15 protein-coding genes are annotated in these 14,988 nt (G+C 57.0%); 5 read left to right on the forward strand and 10 right to left on the reverse strand.

The features are described from left to right. Positions 1-10 precede the first annotated feature (10 nt). The 7 genes from RGV06_RS03420 to RGV06_RS03450 all read right to left on the reverse strand — a co-directional run bounded on the left by RGV06_RS03420 (position 11) and on the right by RGV06_RS03450 (position 7,611). Positions 11-1,051, reverse strand: a complete 1,041-nt coding sequence (locus RGV06_RS03420) for a homoserine dehydrogenase (protein WP_198822978.1) — start codon at positions 1,049-1,051, stop codon at positions 11-13. Positions 1,052-1,317: 266 nt separating this feature from the next. Next, positions 1,318-1,755, reverse strand: coding sequence for an Lrp/AsnC family transcriptional regulator (locus RGV06_RS03425; RefSeq protein ID WP_019825687.1), 438 nt, complete (start codon positions 1,753-1,755; stop codon positions 1,318-1,320). Then, positions 1,752-3,140, reverse strand: coding sequence for a threonine synthase (gene thrC, locus RGV06_RS03430; RefSeq protein WP_046810721.1), 1,389 nt, complete (start codon positions 3,138-3,140; stop codon positions 1,752-1,754). The genes RGV06_RS03425 and thrC overlap by 4 nt, the downstream gene beginning before the upstream one ends. 12 nt (positions 3,141-3,152) lie before the next feature. Next, complete coding sequence (locus RGV06_RS03435; RefSeq protein ID WP_019825684.1) at positions 3,153-4,049, reverse strand: LysR substrate-binding domain-containing protein; 897 nt, start codon at positions 4,047-4,049, stop codon at positions 3,153-3,155. Between the two features lie 50 nt (positions 4,050-4,099). Next, entirely contained in the window at positions 4,100-5,536 is a 1,437-nt protein-coding gene (locus RGV06_RS03440; RefSeq protein WP_019825682.1) for an amino acid permease, read from the reverse strand. A gap of 140 nt (positions 5,537-5,676) precedes the next feature. Beyond that, complete coding sequence (locus tag RGV06_RS03445; protein WP_019825680.1) at positions 5,677-6,945, reverse strand: cystathionine gamma-synthase family protein; 1,269 nt, start codon at positions 6,943-6,945, stop codon at positions 5,677-5,679. Positions 6,946-7,071: 126 nt separating this feature from the next. Further along, complete coding sequence (locus RGV06_RS03450) at positions 7,072-7,611, reverse strand: AAA family ATPase (RefSeq protein WP_322149373.1); 540 nt, start codon at positions 7,609-7,611, stop codon at positions 7,072-7,074. A gap of 128 nt (positions 7,612-7,739) precedes the next feature. Between RGV06_RS03450 and RGV06_RS03455 the strand changes: the two genes are divergently transcribed. Together RGV06_RS03455 and RGV06_RS03460 are read left to right on the forward strand one after the other, a co-directional pair. Beyond that, positions 7,740-8,612 (forward strand): alpha/beta fold hydrolase, encoded by an 873-nt coding sequence (locus RGV06_RS03455; RefSeq protein ID WP_019825678.1) that lies wholly within the window; start codon positions 7,740-7,742, stop codon positions 8,610-8,612. Beyond that, positions 8,609-9,037: a MarR family winged helix-turn-helix transcriptional regulator gene (locus RGV06_RS03460; protein WP_019825677.1), complete on the forward strand. Its 429-nt coding sequence runs from the start codon at positions 8,609-8,611 to the stop codon at positions 9,035-9,037. Before RGV06_RS03455 ends, RGV06_RS03460 begins: the two co-directional genes overlap by 4 nt. On the opposite strand, the gene RGV06_RS03465 is transcribed toward RGV06_RS03460, so the two are convergent. From RGV06_RS03465 to RGV06_RS03475, 3 genes are all read right to left on the reverse strand, one after another. After that, on the reverse strand, positions 9,034-9,462 hold the full coding sequence (locus tag RGV06_RS03465; RefSeq protein WP_019825676.1) for a LexA family protein: 429 nt from the start codon (positions 9,460-9,462) through the stop codon (positions 9,034-9,036). The genes RGV06_RS03460 and RGV06_RS03465 overlap by 4 nt on opposite strands. A 136-nt stretch (positions 9,463-9,598) precedes the next feature. Then, entirely contained in the window at positions 9,599-11,104 is a 1,506-nt protein-coding gene (locus RGV06_RS03470; RefSeq protein ID WP_019825675.1) for a diguanylate cyclase, read from the reverse strand. Positions 11,105-11,363: 259 nt separating this feature from the next. Beyond that, positions 11,364-12,257 carry a LysR family transcriptional regulator gene (locus tag RGV06_RS03475; RefSeq protein ID WP_322149376.1) on the reverse strand — a complete coding sequence of 298 codons (894 nt, stop codon included), beginning with the start codon at positions 12,255-12,257 and terminating at the stop codon, positions 11,364-11,366. Positions 12,258-12,373: 116 nt separating this feature from the next. Between RGV06_RS03475 and RGV06_RS03480 the strand changes: the two genes are divergently transcribed. From RGV06_RS03480 to RGV06_RS03490, 3 genes are all read left to right on the forward strand, one after another. Then, positions 12,374-13,477: an SDR family oxidoreductase gene (locus RGV06_RS03480; protein ID WP_019825673.1), complete on the forward strand. Its 1,104-nt coding sequence runs from the start codon at positions 12,374-12,376 to the stop codon at positions 13,475-13,477. A gap of 112 nt (positions 13,478-13,589) precedes the next feature. After that, the gene (locus tag RGV06_RS03485; protein WP_046809460.1) at positions 13,590-14,132 is read left to right on the forward strand and encodes a phosphoglycerate mutase; all 543 of its coding nucleotides are present in this window, start codon (positions 13,590-13,592) and stop codon (positions 14,130-14,132) included. A 215-nt stretch (positions 14,133-14,347) separates the two neighbouring features. Further along, complete coding sequence (locus RGV06_RS03490; protein WP_322149378.1) at positions 14,348-14,878, forward strand: glyoxalase superfamily protein; 531 nt, start codon at positions 14,348-14,350, stop codon at positions 14,876-14,878. The last annotated feature ends 110 nt before the right edge of the window (positions 14,879-14,988 follow it).

The following is a 14,988-nucleotide window of genomic DNA, read 5'->3' on the forward strand; positions in this document are numbered from 1 at the left end:
TTCTCTCCTGTTACTTGCTGTAGCGGTTATGAATGGCAATGATGTCTGACAGCAACGCAAAGGCGGTTTCGATTCGACCTGCGCCAGGGCCGCAGACAGTGACGGCACCCAGCAGTCCCGTGTTGAACGACACCGCGTTCAGGGCACCCGAAATACTTGCCAGGGGGTGTTCATTGGGCAGCAGTCGAGCCTCCACATTCGCCCGAACAGAGCCATCGGCTTCGCGATGTGCAGAACCGATCAGCTTCCAGCTAGCCCCGCTGGCCGTTGCCTGAGCGATGTCTTTCGGGCTGATACTGCTGATGCCAGAGCACGCCACATCACTGACGGTCAATCGAGCATTGAGCAGTTCATTGGCAAGGATCACCACCTTGAGCCGAACGTCATACCCCTCCACATCGGCAGTCGGGTCGGCCTCGGCATAGCCAAGCTGTTGAGCCTGGGCCACTGCGTCGTTAAACGTCAGACCGTCTTTCATGCGAGTCAGCACGTAATTGGACGTGCCGTTCAGGATCCCTTCAAAACCTTGAATATCTGCACCTGCCAGAGCCTGACTTGCCAGACGAATCACAGGCGTACCGCTCATGACCGAACCCTCGTATTCGAAGGCAACACCATTGCGACGTGCCACATCCTTGAGCTCGGCGCCGTGCAGTGCAATCGGCCCTTTATTGGTGGTCACAACATGAATGCCGCTTTCCAGTGCCCAGCGACAAAACGTGGTTGCGGGTTCACCATCAACAGGGTTGGTGAAGGTGGCCTCGGAAATCATGTCGGCACCGGAATGCTTGATGATGGTTTCGTTAAACGCCTCAGCGGTGCCTCCAGGCAACTGAGCGAATGCCCCCTGCTCGCCAGGCAGCGCAACCAGTTGCCTTGCATCCAGCCCCTCCCTGGCAACGATGGAGCCCAGAAACAGGTCTGTCACACCGACAATCTTGAGGCTGAAACCCAAAGTGGCTTTCCACTCGGCGTTACGCTCTGCGATCAGTTGAGCCAGGCCGCGATTGACGCCACCAAAACCTACCAGGGCAATTTTGTACTCAGTCATGAAGCTGTCCTCTTGCACGTTGTTGTTCGATAGCAACATCGTAAGAGTCGGGTTCTGGCAGTTGAATATGGCAGAGTGCTCTATTAATTGGCCGTTTTGCGCCTACCCACTACTGCTCAATGGACAGGGTCCAAATCAACCGTTGTGTGTGGTTTTGGGATGTTGAGGAGGCATGCACTCGGCACTGATGCGAGCACCAGGGCCGAGTCACAAAGAAGGGGTCAGCTAAGGATTGACAGCGAAAGAACCGCTTGTGTTTTCGCTGCTTAAAACACTGCCGAAAGGACAAATGAGGTGACGGTGTTTTCCACCCCGGGCATCGCCGAGATTTCCTTCCAGACAAGGTGGACACGCTCGGGGGACGCTGCATTGACTCGAAGCATCAGATCAAACTCGCCACTCAATACTTCGCACTGAACCACCTCGGGGAGCGAGCGCAGGGCGGCAAGTACTTCTTCTCCACGCATGCGGTCGTAGCGGTAGACAAAGATCACGGCACTGATCAGCGACGAAGGTCGCCGGGAATCACCGAGCAGCACCGTATACCCCTGGATGGCGCCGTCGCGCTCAAGGCGTTCAATGCGCTGGCGCACAGCGTTACGGGACAGATTGACCTTGGCACCCAGTTCGACATGGGCTATTCGGGCATTGGCGGTAAGTTCGGCAAGGATGCGCTCATCCAGCGGATCCAGAATGCGCTTCATGGGTACCTCTGCTGCGCTGACAAGAGCGCCCTTTTAAGACCGTCCAGATCGTCTTTGGCCAGACCTGGTGGCTGGGCACCCACCTCGGGGGTCGCGGGCACCTCTCCCTGCCACACACCCAGTTCGGCCAAGAGTGCCGCCGACTTGCCCGGTGCAATCTGCCCAAGGGTCACCATGGGAGCCCCCAGGCTGCGTCGGTGAATGCGGCCAGCCAGCACGCCCACAGCGGTATGCGGATCGACTGCGGCTCCCGTCTCACGGAACAGTTTGACCACCTCCTCGCGAACCTGTGCCTCGTTCACGGCATAGGAATCGAACAGAACCCGGGCCCGGAGCCATTGCTGGTTGCCGATGCTCAACTCGCCACACGCCTCAAAGTGTTCCATAAGTGCTTTCGTTGAGCGTCCGTCATGCTCATACAGCTCCCAGATGAAACGCTCCAGGTTTGAGTACAGAGAGAAATCCATCGACGGGGACAGCGTACGGTTGCTCACTTGAGTCGTGTAACGATTGCAATGAAAAAATTGGTGCAGCGCATCGTTACTGTTTGTGGAGATGATCACCTGATTGATGGGCAATCCCATTTTCTGCGCGACGTAGCCTGCATAAATCTCGGCAGAGCTGGCCGCGGGAACGCTGAAACCGACGGGTCGTGTCCCGCCCCCCAGTTGCAGGACCGCGTGAAAATAGAAAACGATCTGTGCAAGGACTCCAACCCAGTTAGTGGAGTTGAAACAGATTGGAATCATCCCTTCCAGCGGCCAGTCACGCATGAGCCGGGAGACCAGCGTCTGGCAGTCGTCGAAATTACCGTCAACCGGATACAGCTGAACGCGCTCAGGATCTGCCGCCAGTAGCACAGAAATTTGCTCGGCCGAGACTCCGCTGCGTGGGTAGAGTATTGCCATGCGTGTACACGGGCAGTCAGCAAACGCCTCAAGGGCCGCCAGCCCCGTATCGCCATTGGTTGCACCGATGATCAGCGCCTGACCACCGACCTCATCCAGAAAGTGCTCCACCAGGCGCGACTGCAATTGCGCAGCGAAATCCTTGGAAGAACGGGTCGGGCCATGAAACAGCTGGAGTATCCACTCGTTGTGGCCAACCTGCTCCAAGGGCGTAATGGCGCGGTGGTTGAAGTTTCGATAGCTGTCGCTCAGCAAGGTGCGCAGCGTGCTTTCGTCCATGGCAGCCCCTACAAACGGCGACACTACGCGCCATACGAGCTCGTCGAATGGCAGCCACGACCAACTGGCAATCTGCTTCTCGGTGAACACCGGCAAACTGGCCGGGACATAGAGACCGCCATCTTCGGCGAGCCCCGACAGCACCACACTTCGAAAGTCCGCCCTCACGTCACCGCCGCGTGTGCTTACGTAATGCATGATGACTCCAGATCAGAATGACAAAAGACGGTGGGATTGAGCCACCAGCCAGGTAGAAAATATCGCGGCATCAGGCGAAAGGACCTCGGCCTGCTCGCGCACCAGATAAAAAGACTCGCTGGCCTCGATTCGATGACTGAATGGAGCAACCAGATGCCCGCTTTTGAGCAAGTCTTCGACCACAGAAGACCGTGCCAGGGCAACGCCCTGCCCCAGTTCAGCCATGCGAAGGGTGGAGACCAGTGTGTCGAACTGAAGACCGCGGGAATAATCGACATCGTCAGCGCCCACCCGCTTCAACCAGTACCCCCACCCCTCCTCGTACCCCAGCACATGCAACAAGGAATGGTTCATCAAGTCGCGAGGCTCGCGTATGGGGGTGCGGGCCATGAGTTCAGGTGAGCACACGGGCTGGAGGATGTCCCAGGTCAAACGCTGAGAGTGCAATCCAGCCCACTCGCCGCAGCCCCAGCGAATCTCCAGGTCATCCTCGCCGTCTGGCTCCTTTACCCAGATGTTGCTGATATACCGGATGTCGATCTGGGGATAGTCTCGACAAAAATCCGCCAGCCGAGGGGCCAGCCAGTAGTGAAAAAAGGACAGGCTGCCACGCACCTTCACATGCCTTCGATTACGCTGGCCAAAAATCTCGTTTGTACCTACCGCAAGACGACTGATCGCGTCTTGCACCACTGGCAGGTAGGACTGCCCTTCTTCAGTCAGGCCAAGCCCTCGGGGCAGGCGTTTGAAGAGCGCGACACCCAGGTGACGCTCCAGCTGACGGAGCTGCTGGCTGACTGCACCCTGAGTCAGGTGCAGTTCCTGGGCTGCATGGGTGAAGTTCAGATACCGCGCCGACACTTCGAATGCCCTCAGCCAGTTCAAGGGCGGTAGTGATTTTTGACTCATCGGCGCAACCTCATCAGGACTTATTCTTGCTCAATCATCGCCCGAGCCATTCACGCTGCACCAGTGCAATGTGCAGCCGCTGCCAATGCCAGTCGCTCTTCACGCTTTTTACGGGTAACCCAGTAAACGAAGTAGCACCAGGCGATAAACGGCAGACCGAAGTACAGCGCGATTCGCTGCTCAGGATCAAAGGCAATACCGACGCAGGCCAGCAAGCAACACAGCAGAGCGCCGAGAGGTACCCAAGGGTAGCCGCGCACACGAAAATGCAGGTCCTCGACTCGCCCGCCATTGGCGACGTATTGGCGTCGGAAGGCTATTTGGCTCGCCGCGATGCTCATCCACACGACCACAACTGCAAGACCCGAGATCGACACCAGGGCCAGGTAGACCGTATCAGGGGCAACCACGCTGCTGAGCAGAGAGGCCATTGCGCCCACCATGCTCAAAACGATCGCGTTGACCGGCGTGCCCCGTTTCGAAAGTTTCACGTAGCGTTTAGGCATGTGGCCTTGGTCACTCAATGTCCAAAGCATGCGCGACGCGGCATAGAGCCCCGAGTTGGCAGCGGAGATCAAGGCGGTGAGAATCACAAAGTTCATGATGTCCGCTGAATAAGGGATGCCTATCAACTCGAACACCATGACAAACGGACTTTCAACGACTCCCGCCTGTTCGCGTGGCAACAAGGTCGCCAGGACGAAAATAGTACCTACGAAGAACAGCGCCAGACGCACTACCGTCGTACGGATGGCCTTGGGCACACTTTTCTGAGGATCTTTGGCTTCACCTGCCGCAATCCCGATAAGTTCAGTTCCGGAAAAGGCGAAGGAGACCGCTAGAAGTGTCATTGCAATGGGAAGGAATCCCGTAGGGAAAAGCCCTTCACGGGTAAAGTTCGAAAGCCCGGCACCCTGTAGATTCTGGACCTGGAAGAGACCGCAAATAGCACCGCCACCAATGACGATAAACGTAATCACGGTCAAGACTTTGATGAGCGAGAGCCAGAACTCGGTTTCTGCAAAAAGACGGACAGACACCACGTTGCTCAAGAACACCGCAATGGCAAACAGCGCGCTCCAGATCCACACGGGCGTGTCTGGAAACCAGCGAACCATCAGGATGCCCGCCGCCGTGAACTCCGAACCAATGGCGACTGCCCACGTGAGCCAGTACAGCCAGGCCACCGTATAGCCCGTACCCGGGCCGAGGTAGCGCGTTGCATAGCTACTGAACGATCCGGTTTCTGGCATCTGTACCGCCAGTTCGCCGAGACAGACCATTACCAGATACACCATCACCGCACCGATGATGTAGGCAATCACGGCGCCGAGGGGCCCGGCCTGATTAACCGTGTAGCCGGAGGTGAGGAATAATCCCGTACCAATGACGCCACCCAACGCCAACATGACAATGTGTCGGGTTTCCATTTCTTTCTTGAACTTCAAGCTTGGATCGGATTGATCACTATTTGCCTGGATAGTCATGGTTGTATTCTCATGAAATGCTCGGACAACAATCTCTTGCAACTGCCCCGTCGGCAGCACAATGAGAGTGTCGCTAGTTGTTATTGTTTTCACTATTCATGAAGGACTGTCCGGCCTTAACTCCGGAAGCCTTATCGTTTTCAGACGCCCACGTTAGTGAAACGCTCTCTCTTTCCGGCCGGCAGACTTTCATGGCGCTGTTTGTCGCGAACTGACGCACAGGCTTGTTTAAGATCCGCCACCAAGTCTTCCGTATCTTCAATCCCTACGGAGATCCTGACCAACCCCTCGGAAATCCCGAGCGCCTCGCGCTCTTCCAAGGTGTTTTCTACATGGCTAGTTGTCCGTGCCGGCCCATAGATGGTTTCAACGGCTCCCAAGTTACCCGCCCGATGGGCGTACTTGAGCAGCGGTAACAACTGAATCACTGTGCCCATGCCCCCTGCCAGCACGAAGCTGACAATTGCGCCAAATCCGCGCATCTGTGAGCGTGCAATCGCGTGACCTGGATGCTGAGGCAATCCCGGGTAGTTCACAGACTCCACCAACGGCTCGGAGCACAGGTATTCAGCCAATGCTTGCGCGCTTGCCTGTTGCTGGCGAAGACGCAAAGCCAGAGTCTTGATACCCCGAATAATCAGATACGCCGAGAATGGGTCCAGCGAGGCCCCATTGATTTCACGATAATGGCGAACCTGAGACATCAGCTGTTCGCTGCCGCAGACCACGCCTCCCAGTACATCGCCATGACCGGACAGGAACTTCGTAGCACTGTGCACGACGACATCGACCCCGAGAGCAAGCGGGTTCTGATTCAACGGTGTCGCGAACGTATTATCGGCGATGACCAGCGCCCCGACACTTTTCGCCGCCGCCACAAGACGTCGAATATCCAGAACTTTCAGCGTGGGGTTCGTCGGGGTTTCCAGATAAAGGACATTGCAGCCTTTAGCGATCTGATGCTCGATGGCGTCTATGTCGAGGGTATCGCAGAGCGTGACTTCTACGCCCATGCGCGGAAGAAACTCTTCAAAGATCTTGTTGGTCCCACCGTAACTGTCGCGGGTAGACACCACGCGCTGGCCACAGGCCAGAAAGGTATGCAGCACGCCACTGATTGCAGCCATCCCGGTACTGAAAGCGACAGCCGACTCGGCGCTTTCAAGCTCGCAGAGCTTGTCCTCCAGCACAGAGACCGTTGGGTTGCTCATGCGGCTGTAGATGAAGCCAGGCTGTTTACCCAGCGCCACGTCATACCACTCATCGATGTCATGGTAGCCATAAGCGGCACTGACCACGATGGGAGTCTGAGTAGCGTTGTAAGGATGCTGGACCTGTTCCCCTCCCCACACCACTCGCGTCCCCAAACCAGCGCCCTGGTTCAAGCCGGGCTTTAACTTGTCATCCATAAATCTATCTCGCATCGATGGAACACGGATGTTCCGATTGGGCTTGCGAGGACTATATGGAAGGGTTGAGTGTGTGAAAAATCATGTTATCTGGGGCTAAGGGCCTGTTTTTTTAATGGGTGGCCGCTATGCAGGGCTGCCGTCAATGCCGGACACAGGCATTGCGGGCAAGGTGTCGAGAAAGTCGTCGATCTGACGGGTCGTCCTCAAGTGAATGACAGGAATATGCGGCCCTGCGGTTTTGCGTACTGCTTCGATGCCCGGACGCGAGCCTTGGTCGAAATTCCATACGTACTTGAGGAACACCCAATCGAACTTTTCTCCACAGCCGGCTGGAAGGTCAGGTCGAACGCGGTTAGTTACGCTGCGCATAATCACCCGGGTGAAACACGTGAGGCGCGGCGTATCCAGCCAAATGATCACGTCGGCACGAGGCAGGCGAAGGTCGAAGGTACGCCGGGCATAATTGCCCTCACACACCCAGGCATCCGATGCGACGGCCTGGCTGACCCGCATGCGGAACTGTTCAGCGTCCGGTTCGGTCCAGCCGGGCTCCCAGAACAAAGGGTCCAGGTGCACGACGGGCAGGTTGAGGCGTTTGCCCAAGGCTCGGGCGAGGGTTGATTTACCGCTGCCGCCATTTCCCAGTATTACAATCCGTTGCATGGTGACTTCCTGTTGAAAAAAACAGGAAATCTTACCGATATGGATGGCCAGTTAACAGCGGAAAAGAATGGCTTTGTGCTTATATATTTCGTATGTTAACTATTATATTTCACATGCGAAACAATATCATGACCCCTACCCGGCACACCGTCATTGGCCCTGACGCAAACCCAGTACAACTCACCGTTCACGGGGCGATCGGTACCGCCCTGGCAGTCGTTCAGATCAATCCTGCTACTGCAGTCACCGAACGAATGTATTTTCCGTTTGCACAGTTTCTGGCAGAAAACGGCTTCACCGTGATCACCTACAACTACCGGGGAGTTGGCAGAGACGGCCCACACCCCAAGGATGTCAAATCCGGATTTACAACGTGGGCCGACAACGACGTCGAAGCCGTTACGCAGTGGGCATCCGAGCATTACCCGGGCCTGGCCCATATGGCTGTAGGCCACAGCTTTGGTGGCCATGCCATCGGTTTGTGCGCAAGCAGTCGCACGCTGAGCGCCGCGGTGACAATCTGCTCACAAGCAGGCTGCCTCAGGTTTATAAAGCCAGGCATGGAACGCTTGAAAGTATCAATCCTTCTCAAGCTCATAGGCCCTCTTGCCGCAAAGCTGCTCGGTTACGTTCCGGGGCGCAGGTTGGGCCTGGGAGAAGATCTTCCTGCGAATGTCATGCTCGAATGGTCCCGCTGGACCAGCCTGCGCCATTACTTTTTTGATGACCCGTCCGTCAACGCCGCCGCCAGATTTGCCCGACCCTCGATACCCATTCTGGCGCTGGGTTTCAATGACGATCCCTGGGCACCGGCGCAAGCCATCGACCTGATGATGGGGCACCTGACTGGATGCACTGTTGAGCGCCGCCAGCTAGGCCCTGAAGACAGCGACGGATCTGCTGTCGGTCATCTGGGGTTCTTTCGCAAGCGACACGCGAACGCGTTATGGCCGATAGTGGCCGATTGGCTGAAGACCCAATTGCCGGATATTCAAAAATGAAACATGACCGTCGCTACATTTACCTGCTCAACACCGCGCAAAAAAGCCTGTCCAGGCATATTGAGCGGCACATGACCCATACCGCGGGCATCAGTGCGACTCAAGCCGGCGCCCTGTTTGTGATCCGTGCCCACGATGGCGCTCTCAGTGGAGAAGTGGCATCCGCCCTGGATATTGCGCCCTCAGCCATGACGGGGCTGGCGGATCGAATGGTGAAATCAGGCCTGATTGATCGTCGGGTCGATGACCAGGACAGGCGCAGCTTCCGGCTCTGGCTTACAGACGCCGGGCGACAAGCAGCACTGCAGGCGATGACTGAGTTGGCTCCCTTGAACACACGGCTGACGCAAGGGTTTACCGACAACGAGCTGGAAGTTGTTTCACGCTGGCTAAGCGCTGTGCGGTCTATAGGCGAGCCCGTTTAATGACCATGGCTGCGCACGCTGTGCGTGATAACCCCCCAGATCGACAGGTCGTCTCCTTCCATAACGTACCTGTCCGGGTATTTGGAGTTTTCAGACTTGAGGATCACATCCTTGCCGCGCAAACACAGGCGCTTGCAGATGGGGTCATTGTTCAGCAGCGCCACCACAATATGGCCGTGAACCGGCTCAATTGAGCGGTCAATGACAGCCAGATCACCTGAAAAAATCCCGACCCCTTGCATGCTGTCGCCTTCAATCGATGCCAGATAGACATGCGGCGCACGCACATTGAGCACCTGATCCAGAGAGATCACTTTCTCGATGTGGTCTGCAGCGGGCGACGGGAATCCCGCCGGGATCTTGAACGAGCAAAGCGGCAAACCTGTCCCGCCCTCAGCAAGAGGTCCCAAAAATGTGAAGCTCATGACGCACGCCTTCGTTTAACTGTATGAATATACAGTTAACGATGTAGGACGATTCTGGTCAATATTTCTGTCAGAGATTTCGACGAGAGGAACGCCCTATTGCTCCAAGGCTTCAGTGATACCCGTATCGCTGCCTTCACTCGCCGTGCTTCACACACTGGTTTCGCCCAAGAGCCTTGGCGCTATACAGCGCCTGGTCTGCCGCTTCGATTAAACCCTGCACGTTATCCAGCTGCGCACCTGTGGCAGAACTGATCCCGATACTCACACTGACTCGTCCCAACGGGCTGGCGTTGTGGGGGATGTTCTCTTGCTTCAAGCGGTCGAGGATAAGTTGCGCCACCACTGCTGCACCCTCAATGTCGGTGTTGGGCATGATGACGCTTATCTCTTCACCGCCATAACGGGCCACTAGATCCGACGGTCGCCGAACGCACTCCTCTAAAATCCTGCCAACCGTCTGCAGGCAGGCGTCCCCGGCCACATGCCCAAGGGAATCGTTGTACAGCTTGAAATAGTCGAGATCGATCATCAGCAGTGCCAAGGGCGTCCCTTCCCGCTGCGCACGTCGCGCTTCTATGGCTAATGTCACATCAAAGCAGCGCCGGTTGGCCAAGCCAGTCAGGGCATCTTTCATCGCCAGTAGCTCAAGCTGGCGGTTCGACGAAAGCAATTGCTGCTGAGCCCCCCGTAACTGACCCTCTACCCGGGTTCGACGACGAATATCCAGGATCAAAAACCGACCGATCAGACCGGTGAGCCCCAGCAGAGCAGTCACCACCACGGCCGACAACAACGCCTCGATACGCCACGCCGCGAGGGCTTCGCGCTTTCCCAGTGCGACGGTCGTTATCAGCGGCAACTGATTACTCTTTCGAAAGGCGTAGAGCCGCTCCACGCCGTCAAGACTGGAGGTGAACGATGCGGTACCGACGGATCGATCTACCAGGTATTTTGCATAGATCGGCGACTTCGAAAAGTTGCGGCCCATGTCCTGCTCACGGAAGGGATAGCGAACCAGCAACGTACCGTCGGTATAGGACAACCCGATGGCCCCCTCCTGCCCCACGTCGATCTTGCCAAACAGACGCAGGAAGTTTTCCACCCCAAGGGTTACTGCTACCACCCCGGCAAACGCTCCGTGGGCATCATTGAAGCGCCGGCTGACAGTGACCACCCATTCATGATTGGCACGGCTCTGGATTGGCGGGCCGATAAAGGTCTCACGGGACGGATCGTCGCGATGGTGAATGAAATAGGCACGATCACTGCTGTTGGCCCCGGCCGGTATCGGCCGGTTGGAAGACATCAACCAGCGTCCGTGATTGTCGTAGATCGTGATCCCGCTGAGCTGTGGCATCAGGGGTTGCTGCCGGTCGACCAGCGCACTTAGCCGTTCGATCTGGAGGGAGCCGCTACCTTCAGTCTCCAGACGTTCCACGAGCCCGAGCAAAAGCAGCGAACTTTGCCGGACAATACCTTCGGAGTAAGTAGAAAGCGCCTGGGTGAGGTTCAAACCATGGACGTTCACATCCTCCAGCGCTCGATCTCGAGAGGCCAGTACTTTCCAGACAGTCAGCGAGGCCAGGGAACAGCCGATAACCAACAGCAAAAGAACAACCAGGTGGGTATCGCGCTTCACGTCATTACCTAATGGAAAGTCCACTTTTCCGTTCAAGCTACTGTTGGGGAAAGGCAATAACGGCAGCTGTTTGCCTTCACCTTGAGCAAGGATACAAGCAGTTACACATCGCTGCAGCAACAGATTGTCGCGTCACGGGACAGATGCACTTAGCCCCGTGGAATGAGAAACAATCCACAAAAAAGTTACACCGCCGGCCAGCGCCCAAAGCCATGGATGCCTTGCACTTTCGACCCGTTATTGGGATGGCGATAGAGGGTCACCCTTCTACGCTACGCTCGACCGTTTCTGTAGAAAGGGCTTCGAGCAGTACCTGCTCCAGAATGGCAAAAAAACACTTTATATGGGCCTGCTTCAAGGCCTGAGGTCGGGTCACCAGATAGACCTCCAGATCTGGAAGTTCAATGTCCTCGAACACCTCGATCAAATCCTTCGCCAGAACACGAGGCAGTACGCCAACCCCCAGACCTCGACGCACCGACTCGAGTTGCACGGTGAACGAGTTCACGCTGATTTGCGCACGGTCAAGACCAGCGGCTTTTGCTGCGCGCATTTGCGGCAACATGTCGAGCGGAGGAAGCAGGGCCACATTGACTGCAGTGGCCACCGTGACTCCTGGAAATCGCTTGAGGTACCCGGAATCCGCGAAGACACCGTAGGTGAAGCGACCAATGGGTCGATAAATCAGCGAGGGTTCGCCAAGGTGAAGGGTGCGTATCGCAATGTCTGCAACGCCGCGGACGATCTTGTGAAAATCGGCTGTGATCAGTAACTCCACCGAGCAACGCGGATGCAAAGTGGTGAAGCGACTCACGGCCTCCAGCACCCCAGAAGAAAACCCCTCCCCTGCACTGACCAGCACACTGCCGGACAGCTCTGTGTGCAAACCCGGGGTGTCAGCAACGGCTTGACGCCTCAAGCCTGCTTCAGCAGCCGTGGCCACGTCCACCAGGGATTGGCCACGCGAGGTTAACCGGCATCCTTCAACACCCCGCTCTACAAGGGGCTCGCCCAAGGCAGCTTCCAGATGAGTCAGGCGGCGGGACACGGTAGAGGCCGCAATACCCAGCAACTGGCCCGCCCGAAGAAAGCTGCCACGCCGCGATACCGCAAGCAGCAGTCGAAGATCGTCCCAATTCGCTTGCAACGCCATGCGTCATATCCTCCCTGGTCTGCATATGTGCAAAGCCATTATGCAGTACTCGCTGTTTTTCAGAAGCGCTCTAAACGGTATATCTACAGGCCTTCGAAACCACTGGATTGGATTGTATGCCTACCGGCCAAAAGGACTCTGCACAACACGCGCCGCGCAACGTATTTGTGACCGGCGCAACCGGCTTGCTGGGCAACAACCTGGTGCGAGAACTGCTCGCTCGCGGCTATACCGTCAAAGCGCTGGTCCGCTCAAGGGCCAAAGGCGAACAGCAGTTCAAGGACCTGGCAAATGTGCAGCTTGTCGTTGGAGACATGGCCGAGGTCGAAGCATTCGCCGCTTCACTGCAAGGCTGCGATACGGTGTTTCACACTGCGGCGTATTTTCGCGATAGCTACAAGGGCGGCAGCCACTGGAAGGCTCTCGAACAGATCAATGTCACCGGTACACGAGAACTGCTTCAGCAGGCATACCATGCAGGAGTACGACGATTCATCCATACATCGTCCATTGCTGTACTCAACGGCGCACCGGGCACGTCTATCGATGAGACGTGCCTGCGGGCCGAGACAGATGCCGATGACTACTACCGCAGCAAGATCCTCAGCGACCGGGAGGTGTTGTCGTTCCTGGAAACCCACCCCCAGATGCATGCCTGCATGGTGTTGCCCGGCTGGATGTGGGGGCCTGCCGACATGGGACCGACGTCCTCAGGACAGTTGGTCAACGATGTGGTGAACGGTAAGTTGCCCGGGCTGATCCCCGGCAGTTTCTCCGTTGTCGACGCCCGTGATGTGGCAGTCGCGCTGATTGCTGCTGCCAGACATGGCCGGCGAGGTGAGCGCTATCTGGCAGCAGGCCGTCACATGACGATGCGTCATCTGGTACCTGCTCTGGGACGCATCGCAGGCGTCAAGACACCCGTGCGACAAGTGCCCACGCCCGTTCTGTATGCCCTGGCGGCGGTGCAGGAGATCTATGCCCGCCTGACCGGCAAGCCCGTTCTATTGAGCATGGCCACCCTGCGCCTGTTGATACGAGAGGAGCACCGCACCCACTTCAACCACCATAAAAGTGAACAGGAACTGGGCCTGAGCTTCCGGGCGCCAGAACTGACAATCATGGATACTGTGGCGTGGTACCGTGATCACGGCTGGTTTGAAAGCCACGGGACGCGGGCCTCCAGGAAGAACCGCCCATCCGTCACCGCCGACAACTAACCTCCGGAACCCGACGGCCATCGCCTCCCAAACCGATGGCATGGGGCTTGTTACAAGTGAGCCTCCCCAAGCACAAGGACGTAAACACACTGTGAACAGGACAATAATCCTGATGCGCCATGGCCAGCCACAGCTGGACGAATTCGGCAAACTGTCAGCGCTCGACATGAAAGACTGGATCGAGCACTACAACCAATCCGGAATCACCCGCCAGCCGGCGCCCGATGCCAGCCTCGAACTCGCCGCAACCGCCACGGTGATCGTCTCAAGCAGCGCACCTCGAGCGCTGACCTCCGTCCGGGCGCTCGGCCTGAAACCTTCCTTGGTCGACGCGCTATTTTGTGAGGCCCAATTGCCTTATGGCCGCTGGAAGCTGCCACGCCTATCGCCGTTTACATGGGCATTTGTGCTGCGCCTCTTGTGGTTGTGCGGTTACTCACCCGGCGTTGAATCCGCTGCCACTGCCAAGGGCCGCGCCTGCGCCGGGGCGCAACAACTGCAGTCCATGGCCAGCGAAGGAACGGTCCTGCTGCTCGGCCATGGGTTAATGAATCGCATGATTGCCAGGCAACTGGCAGCAAATGGCTGGACTCGCGAAAAACCCAGTGGAAACCGGTACTGGAGTGCGCAGGTGTATCACTGCGACGGTGGTTGATCGGCCCCCACAGGGCGCAATCAAGAACGACTATTGGTTCACGACTTGTTGCGCGTTGATCAAAATGAGTATGCTGAGCGCCGGCTGATACTGCCTGCCGCTCGCGCCCCCAGGGACTGGTGAAAGTATTTTTGCACTCTCCAAATCCTGTCGATTTTCTTGCAGTCGAGGTTTGGCAACGCGAGCACCCGTCTGCCTCGACTCCAGGAGGAACGATGATTTCAATTGAACACGCCAAGCAAATGGCCAAACGACTGCGTACTGTGCTTGAAGCGCGCGGCCAAGAGGTTACGCATTCGACCGCGCTGGAACTGGTAGCACAGCAACTGGGCTACAAGAACTGGAACACTGCGTCAGCGCTGCTGCCCCAGGAAACCACCCCAAACGCGATAACGTTCGAAAGCCCCATCCCCATAGTCCGAATGTTCGATGAAGCCAAGGCACGCGAGTTTTACCTTGATTTTCTGGGTTTTCATGTCGAGTTCGAACACCGCTTCGAGGCCGGCATGCCTCTTTACCTGGGGATCAGCCGCAACGGGTTGAACATCCACCTTTCAGAACATCATGGCGATGCGAGCCCCGGGACAACGATTTTTGTCCCGACGCACAATATCGAACTGCTTCGCGATGAATTGCTGTCCAGGCAGTACGGGTACGGACGTCCCGACATTGTCCAGCAGGGTTGGGGGACGATACTGGAAGTCCATGACCCGTTCGGGAACCGGATCAGGTTCTGCGAAGACTGATTGAACCGTGCACGCGGGATAATCTGATCCAGGAGTGAACCCGCCCTGACGCGGGCTGGTTTGTTCCGGGATTCGCCACCACGCCGTAACAAAACCGGACCCCGCAGGTG

The sequence above is a fragment of the Pseudomonas sp. CCI3.1 genome, from assembly GCF_034313985.1.
GTDB lineage: Bacteria > Pseudomonadota > Gammaproteobacteria > Pseudomonadales > Pseudomonadaceae > Aquipseudomonas > Aquipseudomonas psychrophila.